Genomic DNA, 14694 nt, shown 5'->3' with positions numbered 1-14694 from the left:
CCGAATTCCAAGAATCCTATGCTCACCTTTCAGCAAATCATCCTTACGCTCCAGGAATACTGGGACAAGCAGGGTTGCGCCCTGCTGCAGCCCTACGACATGGAAGTCGGCGCCGGCACCTCGCACACCGCCACCTTCCTGCGGGCGATCGGCCCGGAGCCCTGGCGCGCGGCCTACGTGCAGCCCTCGCGCCGCCCCAAGGACGGCCGCTACGGCGAGAACCCCAACCGCCTGCAGCACTATTACCAGTACCAGGTGGTGCTGAAACCCGCGCCCCCGGAAATCCTGGACCTGTACATCGGTTCGCTCAAGGCGCTGGGCATCGACCCGACGCAGCACGACATCCGCTTCGTCGAGGACGACTGGGAAAACCCGACGCTGGGCGCCTGGGGCCTGGGCTGGGAAGTCTGGCTCAACGGCATGGAAGTGACCCAGTTCACCTACTTCCAGCAGGTCGGCGGCCTGGATTGCACCCCGACCACGGGCGAGATCACCTACGGCCTGGAACGCCTGGCCATGTACCTGCAGGACGTGCAGAGCGTGTACGACCTGGTCTGGACCGAAGGCGCCAACGGCCGCCGCGTGCTGTACCGCGACGTGTTCCACCAGAACGAAGTGGAACAGTCCACCTACAACTTCGAATATTCGTCGGCCGAGATGCTGTTCGCGCACTTCAACGACTACGAAGCCGAGGCCAAGCGCCTGATGGACGTGCCGCTGGCCCTGCCGGCCTATGAAGCCACGCTCAAGGCCGCCCACACCTTCAACATGCTGGACGCGCGCGGCGCGATCAGCGTCACCGAGCGCGCCGCCTATATCGGCCGCATCCGCAACCTGTCGCGCGCCGTCGCGCAGGCCTACTACGATTCCCGCGAACGACTGGGCTTTCCCATGCTGGGCCGCGACAAGGTCGCCGGGGAGGCTGCATAAATGACGACGAACATCCGCCCCCTGCTGGTCGAGCTGCTGACCGAAGAACTCCCGCCCAAGGCCCTGCAGAAGCTGGGCCAGGCTTTCGCCGAGGGCGTGCGCGCCACGCTGGCGCGCCACGGCCTGCTGGCCGACGGCTGCACCGTCGAGCCCTACGCCACGCCGCGCCGCCTGGCGGTGCGCCTGTCGGCCGTGCTGGCCCAGGCGCCCGACCAGGCCTACGCCGAAAAGCTGATGCCGGTGAAGATCGGCCTGACCGAAGACGGCAAGGCCACGCCGGCGCTGCAGAAGAAACTGGCCGCCAAGGGCCTGGAAAACATCGACCTGGCCACCCTGGAACGTGAGTCCGACGGCAAGCAGGATTACCTGGTCGCCCGCGGCACCGCGCCCGGCGCCGCGCTGGCCGCCGGCCTGCAGGAAGGCATCGACGCGGCCATCGACGGCCTGCCGATCCCCAAGGTCATGCGCTACCAGCTGGCCGACGGCGAAACCACCGTCAAGTTCGTGCGCCCGGCGCACGGCCTGATCGCGCTGTTCGGCGCCGACGTCGTGCCCGTGGCCGCCCTCGGCCTGACCGCCGGCCGCGAGACGCTGGGCCACCGCTACATGAGCGACGGCGCCATCGCCATCGCCGATGCCGACGCCTACGCCGCCACCCTGGCCGACAAGGGCCGCGTGGTGGCCTCGTTCGAAGGCCGCCGCGACGAGATCCAGCGCCAGCTGCTGGACCACGCCGGCCGCCTGTCGGCCACGCTGGGCGACGACCCCGAAGTGGCCGCCCTGCTCGATGAAGTCACCGCCCTGGTCGAACACCCCACCGTCTACGTGGGCGAGTTCGAGGAACAGTTCCTGCAAGTGCCGCAGGAATGCCTGATCCTGACCATGCGCCTGAACCAGAAGTACTTCCCGCTGTTCGACCCGGCCAGCGGCCGCCTGACGCACCGCTTCCTGATCGTGAGCAATATGCACACGGACAACCCGGTGAACATCGTCGAAGGCAACCAGCGCGTGGTGCGCCCGCGCCTGGCCGACGCCCAGTTCTTCTTCGAGACCGACCGCAAGACGCCGCTGGCCGCGCGCGTCGAGCAACTGGGCTCGATCGTCTACCACAACAAGCTGGGCACCCAGCTCGAACGCGTCGAGCGCGTGCGCGCCATCGCCCGCGATGTGGCCGGCAAGCTGGGCGGCGACGTCGCCGCCGCCGACCGCGCCGCGCTGCTGGCCAAGGCCGACCTGGGCTCGAACATGGTGGGCGAGTTCCCCGAGCTGCAAGGCATCATGGGCGCCTACTACGCCGCCGGCGACGGCGAGCCGGACAGCGTCGTGCAGGCGCTGCGCACCCAGTACCGCAACCGTTACGACACGCCGGTCTCGCAGGACGGCCTGACCGCCGCCACGCTGTTCATCGCCGAACGCGCCGAGACCCTGGTCGGCATCTGGGCCATCGGCCTGGCGCCCACCGGCGAACGCGACCCGTTCGGCCTGCGCCGCGCCGCGCTGGGCCTGATCAGCGCCTTCGAGCAGCTGGCCGCCGGCGGCTGGCTCAAGCTCAACCAGGACGGTCCGCTGTCGCTGGACGGCCTGCTGGCCGCCACCGCCGCCACCTTCCCGGCCGGCAAGATCCCCGCCGACACGCTGGCCGAGGTGCGCGCCTTCATCTACGAGCGCTACCGCAACCAGCTGATCAACGACCACGACCGCAATGCGGTCGAGGCCGTCATCGCCCTGGCGCCGCCGCTGCACCAGGTGGCCGAGCGCGTGCGCGCCGCCGCCGCCTTCGCGCAGATGCCCGAGGCCGCCAGCCTGGCGGCCGCCAACAAGCGCATCGGCAACCTGCTCAAGAAGGCCGAGGGCGAGATCGGCGCGGTCAATGACGCCGCCCTGGTCGAGCCCGCCGAAAAGGCGCTGGCCGCCGCCATCGCCGCGCTGCGCCCGCAGGCCGAGGCGCAACTGGCAGCCGGCGACTTCGCCGCCAACCTGCGCACCCTGGCGCAGGCGCGCGAGCCGGTGGACGCCTTCTTCGCCGACATCATGGTCATGGCCGAAGACCCGGCGGTGCGCGCCAACCGGCTGGCGCTGCTGGGCCAGCTGCACACCCTGATGAACCAGGTCGCTGACATTTCCAGGCTGGCACAGTGAAGCTCATCATCCTCGACCGCGACGGCGTCATCAACCAGGACAGCGACGCCTTCGTCAAAAGTCCCGACGAATGGATCGCCCTGCCCGGCAGCCTGCAGGCCATCGCCCGCCTGACCCAGGCGGACTGGACGGTGGTGGTCGCCACCAACCAGTCGGGCCTGGCCCGTGGCCTGTTCGACATGGACACGCTGACCGCCATCCACACCAAGATGCGGCGCGAGCTGGCCGCGGCCGGCGGCAGCGTCGACGCCGTCTTCATGTGCCCGCACGGCCCGGACGACGACTGCACCTGCCGCAAGCCGCGTCCCGGCATGTTCGAGCAGATCGGCCACCGCTATGACGTCGAGCTGGCCGGCGTGCCGGCCGTGGGCGACTCGCTGCGCGACCTGCAGGCCTCCGCCGCCGCCGGCTGCTCGCCCTGGCTGGTGCTGACCGGCAACGGCAAGAAGACGCTGGCCAAGGGCGGCCTGCCCGACAACACCCGGGTCTGCGACGACCTGTCGGCCGTGGCCGACGCGCTGCTGCAGGACAACTGATGGCCCGGCTGCGCTCGTTCCTGTATTTCCTGTTCCTGACCGTCACGGTCATCCCGTACGCGTTCGCCTGCGTGCTGTGGGCGCCGCTGCCGCTGCACCTGCGCTACAAGCTCACGGTGGGCTGGCCGCGCCTGGCCATCTGGGGCGCCAAGGTGTTCTGCGGCATCCGCTGGCAGGTCAAGGGCTGGGAAAACCTGCCCGACGGCCCGGCGGTGCTGCTGTCCAAGCACCAGTCGGCCTGGGAGACCCTGTTCTTCCCGGCCTACATGCCGCGCGAGGTGTGCTTCGTCTACAAGAAGGAACTGCACATGGTGCCGTTCTTCGGCTGGGGCCTGGCGCTGCTGCGCATGATCGCCATCGACCGCGCCAAGGGCCGCGACGCCTTCGACCAGGTGGTCAAGCAGGGACAGGTCCGGCTGGACGAAGGCCGCTGGCCGCTGCTGTTCCCGGAAGGCACGCGCGTGCCGCCGGGCAAGACCGCGCGCTTCAAGATGGGCGGCGCGCTGCTGGCCTCGCGCACCGGCGCGGTGGTCATCCCGGTGGCGCACAATGCCGGCGAATGCTGGCGCCGCAACGCCTTCGTCAAATATCCGGGCATGGTTACGCTGTCCATCGGTCCCGCGATAGAATCGAAGGGAATCTCCCCCGAGGAACTGAACCAGAAAGTCCAGGACTGGATCGAAGGGGAAATGCGGCGTCTCAATCCAGAAAGGTATGCCCAGCACTGACCAGCTCGAACTCCTGTTCGACGTGCAAGACTCCGACGCGTCTGCCGACGCGTCGCCCTTGAGCGCGTCTCCCGCGCCACGCAAGGCGCCGGCGGCCACGCCGCCCGCGCCGCTGTTCCCTCCCCCTGCCTCCTCCGCGCCCAAGCCGGCCGGCGAACCGCTGCTGACGCTGTCGCCCAACGCCGCCGCGCGCGTGCCCACCCCCTGCCCCGATCCGCTGCCGCCCGGCGCGCGCTGGCGCGAGGTGGACACCGACCCGCAACCCATCGGCTTCGTGCTGCTGCGCTCGCGCCGCCGCAGCATCGGCTTCGTCATCACCGACGACGGCCTGCGCGTCACGGCGCCCAACTGGGTCACGCTGGCGCAGATCGACGACGCGGTGCGCGAGAAATCCCGCTGGATCGTCGCCAAGCTGCGCGAATGGCACACCCGCAAGCAGCAGCTGGCCATGGCGCACACGCGCTGGCAGGCCGGCGGCGAACTGCCCTACCTGGGCAAGCGCATCGTGCTGGGCGTGGGCGGCGACAGCCGCCAGACCCGCCTGTCGGGCGATGCCGAAGCGCCGGCCGATGGCGACACGCTGTGGCTGGCCCTGCCGGCCGATGCCGACCAGGGCCGCATCCGCGACGCCGCCCAGGCCTGGCTGCAGCAGCGCGCCGGCGCCTGGTTCGGCGCCCGGCTGGCGCACTTCCTGCAGATCAGCGGCCTGAAGATCCGCCGCTGGCGTCTGTCGTCGGCGGCCACGCGCTGGGGCTCGTGCACCAGCGACGGCAACATCATGCTGAACTGGCGCCTGATCCATTTCGCGCCCGCCATCATCGACTACGTCATCGCGCACGAACTGGCGCACCTGCGCGAAATGAACCACAGCCAGGACTTCTGGCGCGAAGTCGGCCAGATCCTGCCCGATTTCGAGGAAGCGAAGAACGTGCTGCGGCGCCACGACCCGGCCTCGCTGCCCCAATTCTAGGGTCGGTGCGCGACGCCCCCGCAACCGGCCCAGGGCCTGTTCACACTAAAAGAAGCCTCGCATGAGTACCCACGGAGACACACCATGCTTCTGCTGATTCCCGGCCCGGTCACGACCGATGCGCGGGTGAAGGCCGCCATGGCGCAGGACTATGCGCCCTGGGACAACGAATTCCGCGAACTGTACCGCCAGGTCTGCGCCAGCGTGCTGCGCGTGGCCGAGGCCGACGCGGACGAGCACGTGGCGCTGGCGCTGCCGGGCTGCGGCCATTTCGCGGTGGAAGCCGCGATCCGCACTCTGGTGCCGCCCGGCGGCCGCCTGCTGGTGCCGTCCACCGGCGCCTACGCCGGCCGCCTGCAGAAGCTGGCCGCCGAGGCCGGCCGCGTCGCCGTGCCGCTGTACGTGGGCGTGCGCGACCGCGTCGATCCCCAGGCCGTGGCGCGGGCGCTGGAGCAGGACCCGAGCCTGACGCACGTGGCGCTGGTCTACAGCGAGACCGGCAGCGGCATCTGCCACGACGTGCCGGAACTGGCCCGCATCGCCCACGCGCTGGGACGCCGCGTCATCGTCGACGCGGTCTCGGCCTTCGGCGCGCTGCCGCTGGAAATGCGCGCCCTGCCGGCCGTGGACGCCGTGGTGCTGACCGCCAACAAGTGCCTGGAAGGCCTGCCCGGCGCCGCCTTCGTGGTGGGCCGCCGCGACAGCCTGGAGGCCGCGCGCGGCAACGCCGGCAGCTGGTCGCTGGACCTGGCCGACATCTACCAGCACACCCTGGCGCCCAACGCCGGCCCGCGCTTCACGCCGCCGGCGCCGACGCTGGCGGCGCTGGCCGTGGCGCTGGAGCTGTATCATCAGGAAGGCCGCGAAGCCCGGCTGGCGCGCTACACCGCCAACATGCGCGCCCTCTACGACGGCGTGGCCGGCCTGGGGCTCAGCCCCTACCTGCCGCCCGCGCTGCAAGGCCCGATCGTCGTCAACGTGCATGCGCCCGACGCGCCGACCTGGAACCTGCAGCTGTTCGTGGACGCGCTCAAGCAGCGCGGCTTCGTGCTCAGCAATTTCACCAACACCGAACTGCCCACTTTCCGGGTGGGTTGCATCGGCGCCTTCGGGCCCGACCAGATGCGGCTTGCGGTCGACGCCATGGGCGGCGCGCTGCAAGACCTCGGCATAACCAGGGAGTCCGCCGGACACGTCCACGGCTTCCCGCCACCCCTCATCGCTTAAGGAATTCCACCATGCGTATGCTCCACACCATGCTGCGAGTCGGCAACCTCGACAAGTCCATCGACTTCTACACCAACGTGCTCGGCATGCGCGTCCTGCGCCGCAACGACTACCCCGACGGCAAGTTCACGCTGGCCTTCGTCGGCTACCAGGATGAATCCGAAGGCGCCGTGATCGAGCTGACCCACAACTGGGACACCGACAAGTACGACCTGGGCACCGGCTACGGCCACATCGCCCTGGAAGTCGACAACGCCTACGAAGCCTGTGACAAGGTCAAGGAACGCGGCGGCAAGGTCACCCGCGAGGCCGGCCCGATGAAGCACGGCACCACCGTGATCGCCTTCGTCGAGGACCCGGACGGCTACAAGATCGAGTTCATCCAGAAGAAAGGAAGGGTGGACTGAACCCCACCCGCCATCGCCATGATCCACTCCATCCTCAAAATGGGCGATCCCCGGCTGCTGCGCATCGCGCCGCCGGTCGAGCGCTTCGATACCCCCGAACTGCACGCCCTGATCGAAGACATGTTCGAGACCATGGCGGCGGCGCAAGGGGTGGGCCTGGCCGCGCCGCAGATCGGCGTGGACCTGCAGCTGGTCATCTTCGGCTTCGACCGCAACGAGCGCTATCCCGACGCGCCGGCGGTGCCGCAGACGATCCTGTGCAATCCGGTCATCACGCCGCTGTCCGACGACATGGAAGACGGCTGGGAAGGCTGCCTGTCGGTGCCGGGGCTGCGCGGCCTGGTGCCGCGCTACCGCCACATCCGCTACCAGGGCAAGGATCCCTACGGCCGTGACATCGACCGCGAGGCCGAGGGCTTCCACGCCCGCGTGGTGCAGCATGAATGCGACCACCTGATCGGCCGACTCTATCCTTCCCGGATCCAGGATTTCTCGAAGTTCGGCTTCACCGAAATCCTGTTCCCGGGCATGGACCCGAATCAGGACGACTGATCGTCCCGCGGCGACAATTCCTCGGGCGCGAAATCGTCTACCTGCAGCACGCGCGACACGATCGCCTCGGCCTCTTCGAGTTGCGCGGCCTGCGTCGCCGTGATGGCGCCGTGCCGGTGCGCCTCGCGCCAATCGCGCACGCCCGACTGGCGCAGCCGGTCGCGGATCGGCTGCACCGCGTCCACCAGGGCGAAGGCGCGGGTCAGCAGCGCCAGCGGATCGGCATCGCCCTGGCCGCCGCTGCCTGACACGCGCTGCAGGTCGGCCGCCAGCCGCACATGGGTCGGCGACGGCTTGAGCAGCAGTTCCGCGCATTCGCGGCTGAGCGCATCGCCCGGCCCCTTGGCCAGCCGCAACGGCAGGATGGCCGCGCGCAGCGCCCAGGCCAGCGGCCGGCCCGGCAGGTTCGACAGCACCTGGTCCATGCGCTTCTCGATCTCGGCATAGCCCTGTTCCATGCACCAGCGCACCAGCGGCAGGTCGTCGTGCTTGCGCCCTTCGTCCTCCCAGCGCTTGAGCACGGCCGACAGCAGGTACAGCTCGGCCAGGATGTCGCCCAGCCGCGCCGAGATCATCTCGCGGCGCTTGAGGCCGCCGCCCAGCCGCGCCAGCGTGGCGTCGGCCAGCAGCGCGAAGCCGGCCGCATAGCGGCCCAGCCGGCGGTAATGGCCGGCGGTGGGACCGGACACCGGCGACGGCGCCAGCACGCCGCCGGTCCAGGCGCGGCCGATGGCGCGCAGCGTGTTCATGCCGGTATGGCGCAGGTGGCGCCAGAACACGTCATGGAACACTTCCATGCCGCGCTCTTCATCGGGATTGCCCAGCGCCAGGATCTCCGGCATCAGGTAGGGATGGGCGCGGATCGCGCCCTGGCCGAAGATGATCAGGTTGCGCGTCAGGATGTTGGCGCCCTCGACCGTGATGGCGATGGGCACCGCCCGGTACAGCGCGCCCAGGTAGTTGCTGGGTCCGTCGATCACCGCGCGGCCGGCATGCACGTCCATGGCGTCGTTGACCGACACCCGCATGCGCTCGGTGGCGTGGTATTTCATGATGCCCGACACCACCGCCGGCTTCACGCCCTGGTTCAGCGCCGCGCAGGTCAGGCGCCGGGCCGCTTCCACCAGGTAGGCATTGCCCGCCAGGCTGGCGAGCTTTTCCTGCACGCCTTCGAATTTGCCGACGGGGATGCCGAACTGCTCGCGCACCCGCGCGTACATGCCGGTGGCGTGCGCGCTCATCACGCACGCCGCGGCCGACAGCGACGGCAATGAAATGCCGCGGCCCGCCGCCAGCGCGCTCATCAGCATCTGCCAGCCATGGCCGGCGCGCTCGACGCCGCCGATCAGCGCGTCCAGCGGCACGAACACGTCGCGGCCGCGATTGGGCCCGTTCTGGAACACCTGCATCGCCGGCAGGTGGCGGCGGCCGATTTCGACGCCCGGCGCGTCGGTCGGCACCAGCGCCACGGAAATGCCGATGTCGCGCGCCTCGCCCAGGATGCCGTCGGGGTCCGACATCTTGAACGCCAGCCCCAGCACCGTGGCCACCGGCCCCAGCGTGATGTAGCGCTTGTGCCAGTTCAGGCGCACGCCGATCAGCTCGCGGCCGTCCACCACCTGGCGGCAGACCACGCCGGTATCGACCATGGAGGCGGCATCCGAGCCGGCCTCGGGACTGGTCAGGCCGAAGCACGGCACCTCGCGGCCGTCGGCCAGGCGCGGCAGCCAGTAGTCGCGCTGGGCCTGGGTGCCGAACTGCATCAGCAGCTCGCCCGGCCCCAGCGAGTTGGGCACCATGACCGTGACGCCGGCGGTGATCGAATAGGCCGAGATACGCCGCACCACCTCGGAATGCGCGTAGGGCGAGAACCCCAGGCCGCCGTGGCGCTTGGGAATGATCATGCCGAAGAAGCGCTGCGCCTTCAGGAAGGCCCAGACCTCGGGCGGCAGGTCGCGCCGATGCCAGGTGATGTCCCATTCGTCCAGCATGGCGCACAGCTGCGCCACCGGGCCGTCGATGAAGCGTTGCTCATCCGGCGTCAGGGCGGCGGCGGGCACGTCCAGCAGCTTGCGCCAGTCGGGATTGCCGGTGAACAGATCGGCTTCCCACCAGGTGTCGCCGGCCTCGATGGCCTCGCGCTCGGTGGCCGAGAGCGGCGGCATCGCGTTGCGCGCCCAGCGGTACGCGGGTTCGGAGATGCGGCGCCGGCGCCATGCGTTGAAATCCATGTGCTCCCCTCTCGTTCGATGCCACTGGGCATATCAGGGCAAAGTACCAGAATTGGGCCATCGGGGCCAAACCCCACCGGTCCGACTCTGCGACAATGGGCCTCCCCGCGCTGGTGCGCAATCCAATCGCTATCCGGGCACACACCGCATGCTGAACAAACTCTGGCTGGGCTTCTTCCTGACTGCCGCCGCGGCCGCGCTATACCGCTGGCTGGCCATCGGCGACCCGGACGTGTTCCGCGCCATGGTCGCCAGCCTGTTCGACATGGCGCGGGTGTCGGTCGAGGTGATGGTGCTGTTGTTCGGCACGCTGACGCTGTGGCTGGGGTTCCTGCGCATCGCCGAGGGCGCCGGGCTGGTGGAACGGCTGGCGCGGCTGCTGGGGCCGCTGTTCGCGCGCTTGATGCCCGAGGTGCCGCGCAACCACCCCGCGATCGGCTTGATCACGCTCAACTTCGCCGCCAACGGCCTGGGCCTGGACAATGCCGCCACGCCCATCGGCCTGCGCGCCATGCGCGAACTGCAATCGCTCAACCCCAGGCCCGACACCGCCAGCAACGCCCAGATCCTGTTCCTGGTGCTCAACGCCTCGTCGCTGACGCTGCTGCCGGTGACGCTGTTCATGTTCCGCGCGCAGCAGGGCGCGCCCGACCCCACCCTGGTGTTCCTGCCGATCCTGCTGGCCACCAGCGCGTCGACGCTGGCCGGTTTCCTGGCGGTGGCGGCATGCCAGCGCCTGCGCCTGATCGATCCCGTCGTGATGCTGTGGCTGGGCGGCGCGGCGCTGGTCATGGGCGGCTTCATGGCGCTGCTGGCCAGCATGTCGGCCAGCGCCATCGCCGCGCTGTCGTCGCTGATGGGCAACCTGGCCCTGTTCGGCATCCTGCTGGCCTTCCTCATCGTCGGCGCCTGGAAGAAGGTGCCGGTCTACGAGGCCTTCATCGAAGGCGCCAAGGAAGGCTTCGACATCGCCAAGAGCCTGCTGCCCTATCTGGTGGCGATGCTGTGCGCGGTCGGCGTGCTGCGGGCCTCGGGCGCGCTGGATTTCCTGCTCGACGGCATCCGCTGGCTGGCCGCCAATGCCGGCTGGGACACGCGCTTCGTCGACGCGCTGCCGACCGCGCTGGTCAAGCCGTTCTCGGGCAGCGCGGCGCGCGCCATGATGCTCGAGACCATGACACACTTCGGCGTGGACAGTTTCCCCGCGCTGCTGGCCGCGGTGGTGCAAGGCAGCACCGAAACCACCTTCTACGTGCTGGCGGTGTATTTCGGCTCGGTCGGCATCCTGCGCGCGCGCCATGCGGTGGGTTGCGCGCTGGTGGCCGACCTGGCCGGCGTGCTGGCGGCCATCGGCGTGTGCTACTGGTTCTTCGGTTGAACGGCGCGCGAAGCCTGCTTGCAGGCCCGGCGCGCCACGGGACCGCTCAATCCACCAGCAGGATCTTCATGCCGTTGGTGCCGCCGCTGTCGCGGTAGAAGTCGCCCTTGGTCAGGATGACCCAGTCGCCCTCTTTCACCAGATTGCGCTTCTTCAGTTCGTCGATGGCGGCGTTGCTGAGGTCGGCCGGCTCGTAGTCCGACGGCGCGAACGGAATGGTGTAGACGCCGCGGAACATCGTCACGCGGTTCTGCGTGATGCTGTGCGGGCTGTAGCAGTAGATCGGCACGCCCGAGCGGATGCGCGACATGATCAGCGGCGTATGGCCGCTTTCGGTCAGCGCGATGATGGCCTTGACGCCCGGGAAATGGTTGGCCGCGTACATGGCCGCCAGCGCGATGGTTTCGTCGCAGCGCGTGAAGGTCTCGCCCAGGCGGTGATGCGACTGCGTGCTGGTGGGATGCTTTTCCGCGCCCAGGCAGACGCGAGCCATGGCCTGCACCGTCTCGACCGGATAGGCGCCCGACGCGCTTTCCGCCGACAGCATCACCGCGTCGGTGTAGTCCAGCACCGCGTTGGCCACGTCCGACACTTCGGCGCGCGTCGGGATCGGGCTGGAGATCATCGACTCCATCATCTGGGTCGCGGTGATCACCACCTTGTTCAGGGTACGGGCGTGCTGGATGATGCGCTTCTGGATGCCGACCAATTCTGCGTCGCCCACTTCCACGCCCAGGTCGCCGCGCGCCACCATCACGCCGTCGCTGGCGCGGATCAGCGCGTCCAGCGCTTCGTCGTCGGCCACCGCTTCGGCGCGTTCGATCTTGGCGATGATCCAGGCTTCGCTGCCGGCGGCGCGCAGCAGTTCGCGCGCCTCGTCGATGTCGCTGCCATAGCGCGGGAACGACACCGCCACGAAGTCCAGCTGCATTTCAGCGGCCAGCTTGATGTCGACGCGGTCTTTGTCGGTCAGGCTCGGCGCCGACAGGCCGCCGCCGCGGCGGTTGATGCCCTTGTTGTTGGACAGCGGGCCGCCGACCGTGACGGTGGTGTGGACCTCGTCGCCCTCGACGCGGTCAACCACCAGCACCACGCGGCCGTCGTCGAGCAGCAGCTCGTCGCCGACGCGGCAGTCCGTCACCAGCTCGGGATAGTCGATGCCGACGATGCTGGCCGTGCCGGCCTCTTTCGGATGCACGCGCGACAGCGTGAACGGCTGGCCCACCTGCAGCTGCACCAGCTTGTCGGTGAAGCGCGCGATGCGGATCTTGGGGCCCTGCAGGTCGCCCATGATGGCGACGAAGCGGCCCTGCCGCGCGGCGCTCTCGCGCACCAGGCGGGCGCGCTCGCGATGGTCGTCGGCGCTGCCGTGCGAGAAGTTCAGCCGCGCCACGTCCAGGCCGGCCTTGATCATGGCGTCGATGCGTTCCGGCGTCGACGTCGAGGGCCCCAGGGTGGCGACAATTTTGGTGCGGCGCAATACAGGCATGGCGATCCACTCTCACATGAACAACGAAAGCGCTATGGTACGACGGCGGCGGACACGCGGGTATCATGATCGACATCCCGTCCCCAACGAACCGTGGCAGGCCTCGTGAAAATTGTCATCGCACCCGACTCTTTCAAGGAAAGCGTTTCCGCGCCGGACGCGGCCGCGGCCATCGCCCGCGGCGTCAAGGCCGCCTGCCCCGGGGCGCAGACCGTCTGCATCCCGATGGCCGACGGCGGCGAAGGCACGGTCGAGGCGGTGCTGGCGGCCGCCGGCGGCCAGGCGCGCGAGCGCACCGTCAACGACGCGCTGGGCCACAAGGTCGACGCCGTGTGGGGCCTGCTCGAAGACGGCACTGCCATCATCGAGATGGCCGCGGCCGCCGGGCTGGAACTGATCGCGCCGGCCAAGCGCGACCCGATGCGCGCCAGCAGCCATGGCGTGGGCGAGCTGATCCTGGCGGCGCTGGACGCCGGCGCCGAACGCATCATCCTGGGCCTGGGCGGCTCCGCCACCAATGACGGCGGCGCCGGCATGTTGACCGCGCTGGGCCTGCGCCTGCTCGACCAGGACGGCCGCAGCCTGCCGCCGGGCGGCGGCGCGCTGGGGCAGTTGGCCAGCATCGACCCGCGCGGCCTCGATCCGCGGCTGGCGAAGACGCGCATCGTCATCGCCTCCGACGTCGACAACCCGCTGTGCGGACCGCAGGGCGCCTCCCACATCTTCGGTCCGCAGAAAGGCGCCACGCCCGAACAGGTGCTGGCGCTGGACGCCATGCTCGGCCACTTCGCCGACGTCTGTGCGCGCCAGCTGGGCAGCGATCGCCGCGATGACGCTGGCGCGGGCGCGGCCGGCGGTCTCGGCTTCGCCGCCAAGACCTTCCTGAACGCGCACTTCCGCCCCGGCGTCGAGATCGTCGCCGAACTCGGCGGCCTGGCGCAGGCCATGGAGGGCGCCACGCTCGCCTTCACCGGCGAAGGCCGCATGGACGCGCAGACCCTGCGCGGCAAGACGCCCGCGGGCGTGGCCCGCATCGCGCACCAGGCCGGCGTGCCGGTGGTGGCGCTGGCCGGCTCGCTGGGCGAAGGCTACGAAGCGCTCCACGCGGGCGGCATCAGCGCCGCCTTCAGCCTGGCGCCGGGTCCCATCACGTTGCAACAGGCCCTGGCCGATGCCGAGCGGCTGCTGCACGATCGCGCCCGCGACGTGATGCAACTGTGGATGGCGGCGCAGAAGCGCATGCTGTAGCCACGGCACAACGCGGCGCCACAAAAAAAAGCCCGCTCGACGCGGGCTTTTTTTGGGGATTGCGGCATCAACCGCGCTGCAGCACGCCGGCCTCGACCAGCGCGTCCGACAGACGGATGTAGCGGTCCACCGAGATATCCTCGGCGCGCGCGGTGGGCGCGATGTCCAGCGCTTCCCAGGGCACCTGCGGCGCCCAGTCGGCCAGCACCCGACGCAGCATCTTGCGGCGCTGCGAGAAGGCGCGGGCCACCACGGTCTCGAAGGCGCGCGCGCTGACCGGGCGCAGGCGTTCGGCCGGCAGCGGCACCATGCGCACGATGGCCGACACCACCTTGGGCGGCGGATCGAACGCCTCGGGCGGCACGTCGAACAGCTTGTGCATGCGATAGCGCGACTGCAGCATCACGGACAGGCGGCTGAAATCGCCGCTGCCGGGTTGCGCCACCATGCGGTCGATCACTTCCCGCTGCAGCATGAAATGCTGGTCGCGGACATGATCGGCCCAGGTCATCAGGTGAAACAGCAGCGGACTGGAGATGTTGTAGGGCAGGTTGCCCACCACCCGCAGCCCGGCGCCGAACTGCGAGAAGTCCACCGTCAGCGCGTCGGCCTCGACCACGGTCAGGCGGCCTTCCTCGAACTGCTTGCGCAGGCGCGCCGCCAGATCGCGGTCGATCTCGACCGCGGTCAGGTGATCGAGCCGCTCGAGCAGCGGCCGCGTCAGCGCCGACAGGCCCGGACCGATCTCGACCACGGTATCGCCGCGGGCGGGGTTGACCGCCCGCACGATCGACTCGACCACGCTCTCGTCGGTCAGGAAGTTCTGGCCAAAGCGCTTGCGCGCCTGGTGTTGAGACAT

General features: G+C 69.6%; 13 protein-coding genes. 10 read left to right on the top strand and 3 right to left on the bottom strand.

Annotated elements, in window-relative coordinates:
- The first annotated feature begins 18 nt into the window (after nt 1-18).
- From glyQ to def, 8 genes are all read left to right on the top strand, one after another.
- Nucleotides 19-930 (top strand): glycine--tRNA ligase subunit alpha, encoded by a 912-nt coding sequence (gene glyQ / locus H0523_RS15225; protein ID WP_054433566.1) that lies wholly within the window; start codon nt 19-21, stop codon nt 928-930.
- Nucleotides 931-3069 (top strand): glycine--tRNA ligase subunit beta, encoded by a 2139-nt coding sequence (gene glyS, locus H0523_RS15220; RefSeq protein ID WP_054433565.1) that lies wholly within the window; start codon nt 931-933, stop codon nt 3067-3069. It begins immediately after the preceding gene.
- Nucleotides 3066-3605 (top strand): D-glycero-beta-D-manno-heptose 1,7-bisphosphate 7-phosphatase, encoded by a 540-nt coding sequence (gene gmhB, locus H0523_RS15215; protein ID WP_054433564.1) that lies wholly within the window; start codon nt 3066-3068, stop codon nt 3603-3605. Before glyS ends, gmhB begins: the two co-directional genes overlap by 4 nt.
- The gene (locus H0523_RS15210) at nt 3605-4333 is read left to right on the top strand and encodes a lysophospholipid acyltransferase family protein (protein ID WP_054433563.1); all 729 of its coding nucleotides are present in this window, start codon (nt 3605-3607) and stop codon (nt 4331-4333) included. Before gmhB ends, H0523_RS15210 begins: the two co-directional genes overlap by 1 nt.
- Entirely contained in the window at nt 4320-5303 is a 984-nt protein-coding gene (locus H0523_RS15205) for a M48 family metallopeptidase (RefSeq protein ID WP_156333493.1), read from the top strand. The genes H0523_RS15210 and H0523_RS15205 overlap by 14 nt, the downstream gene beginning before the upstream one ends.
- Nucleotides 5304-5387: 84 nt before the next feature.
- The gene (locus H0523_RS15200) at nt 5388-6530 is read left to right on the top strand and encodes a 2-aminoethylphosphonate--pyruvate transaminase (protein ID WP_054433562.1); all 1143 of its coding nucleotides are present in this window, start codon (nt 5388-5390) and stop codon (nt 6528-6530) included.
- An 11-nt stretch (nt 6531-6541) separates the two neighbouring features.
- Nucleotides 6542-6937: a lactoylglutathione lyase gene (gene gloA, locus H0523_RS15195; protein ID WP_006388855.1), complete on the top strand. Its 396-nt coding sequence runs from the start codon at nt 6542-6544 to the stop codon at nt 6935-6937.
- Nucleotides 6938-6955: 18 nt separating this feature from the next.
- Entirely contained in the window at nt 6956-7489 is a 534-nt protein-coding gene (def, locus tag H0523_RS15190) for a peptide deformylase (protein WP_054433561.1), read from the top strand.
- On the opposite strand, the gene H0523_RS15185 is transcribed toward def, so the two are convergent.
- The gene (locus H0523_RS15185) at nt 7477-9720 is read right to left on the bottom strand and encodes an acyl-CoA dehydrogenase (protein ID WP_054433560.1); all 2244 of its coding nucleotides are present in this window, start codon (nt 9718-9720) and stop codon (nt 7477-7479) included. The genes def and H0523_RS15185 overlap by 13 nt on opposite strands.
- Before the next feature lie 148 nt (nt 9721-9868).
- On the opposite strand from H0523_RS15185, the gene H0523_RS15180 reads away from it, so the two are divergent.
- Entirely contained in the window at nt 9869-11098 is a 1230-nt protein-coding gene (locus tag H0523_RS15180) for a spore maturation protein (RefSeq protein WP_054433559.1), read from the top strand.
- 46 nt (nt 11099-11144) lie between these two features.
- Here H0523_RS15180 and pyk read toward each other — a convergent pair whose 3' ends face one another.
- Entirely contained in the window at nt 11145-12587 is a 1443-nt protein-coding gene (gene pyk / locus H0523_RS15175) for a pyruvate kinase (protein WP_054433558.1), read from the bottom strand.
- A gap of 105 nt (nt 12588-12692) precedes the next feature.
- On the opposite strand from pyk, the gene H0523_RS15170 reads away from it, so the two are divergent.
- Nucleotides 12693-13835: a glycerate kinase gene (locus tag H0523_RS15170; RefSeq protein WP_054433557.1), complete on the top strand. Its 1143-nt coding sequence runs from the start codon at nt 12693-12695 to the stop codon at nt 13833-13835.
- A gap of 67 nt (nt 13836-13902) precedes the next feature.
- Here H0523_RS15170 and rsmA read toward each other — a convergent pair whose 3' ends face one another.
- The gene (gene rsmA / locus H0523_RS15165) at nt 13903-14694 is read right to left on the bottom strand and encodes a 16S rRNA (adenine(1518)-N(6)/adenine(1519)-N(6))-dimethyltransferase RsmA (RefSeq protein WP_054433556.1); all 792 of its coding nucleotides are present in this window, start codon (nt 14692-14694) and stop codon (nt 13903-13905) included.

Origin of the sequence: Achromobacter insuavis (assembly GCF_902859645.1) — a bacterium.
GTDB lineage: Bacteria > Pseudomonadota > Gammaproteobacteria > Burkholderiales > Burkholderiaceae_B > Achromobacter > Achromobacter insuavis.
The sequence above is the reverse complement of the archived record's forward strand: the minus strand, read 5'-3'. Positions and strand labels throughout refer to the sequence as shown.

Bases quoted from the DNA above. Each gene is read 5' to 3' on its own strand.
- H0523_RS15210 (WP_054433563.1), top strand. From the start codon at position 3,605: ATGGCCCGGCTGCGCTCGTTCCTGTATTTCCTGTTCCTGACCGTCACG.
- def (WP_054433561.1), top strand. From the start codon at position 6,956: ATGATCCACTCCATCCTCAAAATGGGCGATCCCCGGCTGCTGCGCATC.
- H0523_RS15205 (WP_156333493.1), top strand. From the start codon at position 4,320: ATGCCCAGCACTGACCAGCTCGAACTCCTGTTCGACGTGCAAGACTCC.
- gloA (WP_006388855.1), top strand. From the start codon at position 6,542: ATGCGTATGCTCCACACCATGCTGCGAGTCGGCAACCTCGACAAGTCC.
- rsmA (WP_054433556.1), bottom strand. From the start codon at position 14,694: ATGTCTCAACACCAGGCGCGCAAGCGCTTTGGCCAGAACTTCCTGACC.
- H0523_RS15200 (WP_054433562.1), top strand. From the start codon at position 5,388: ATGCTTCTGCTGATTCCCGGCCCGGTCACGACCGATGCGCGGGTGAAG.
- H0523_RS15180 (WP_054433559.1), top strand. From the start codon at position 9,869: ATGCTGAACAAACTCTGGCTGGGCTTCTTCCTGACTGCCGCCGCGGCC.
- pyk (WP_054433558.1), bottom strand. From the start codon at position 12,587: ATGCCTGTATTGCGCCGCACCAAAATTGTCGCCACCCTGGGGCCCTCG.
- glyQ (WP_054433566.1), top strand. From the start codon at position 19: ATGCTCACCTTTCAGCAAATCATCCTTACGCTCCAGGAATACTGGGAC.
- H0523_RS15185 (WP_054433560.1), bottom strand. From the start codon at position 9,720: ATGGATTTCAACGCATGGCGCCGGCGCCGCATCTCCGAACCCGCGTAC.
- glyS (WP_054433565.1), top strand. From the start codon at position 931: ATGACGACGAACATCCGCCCCCTGCTGGTCGAGCTGCTGACCGAAGAA.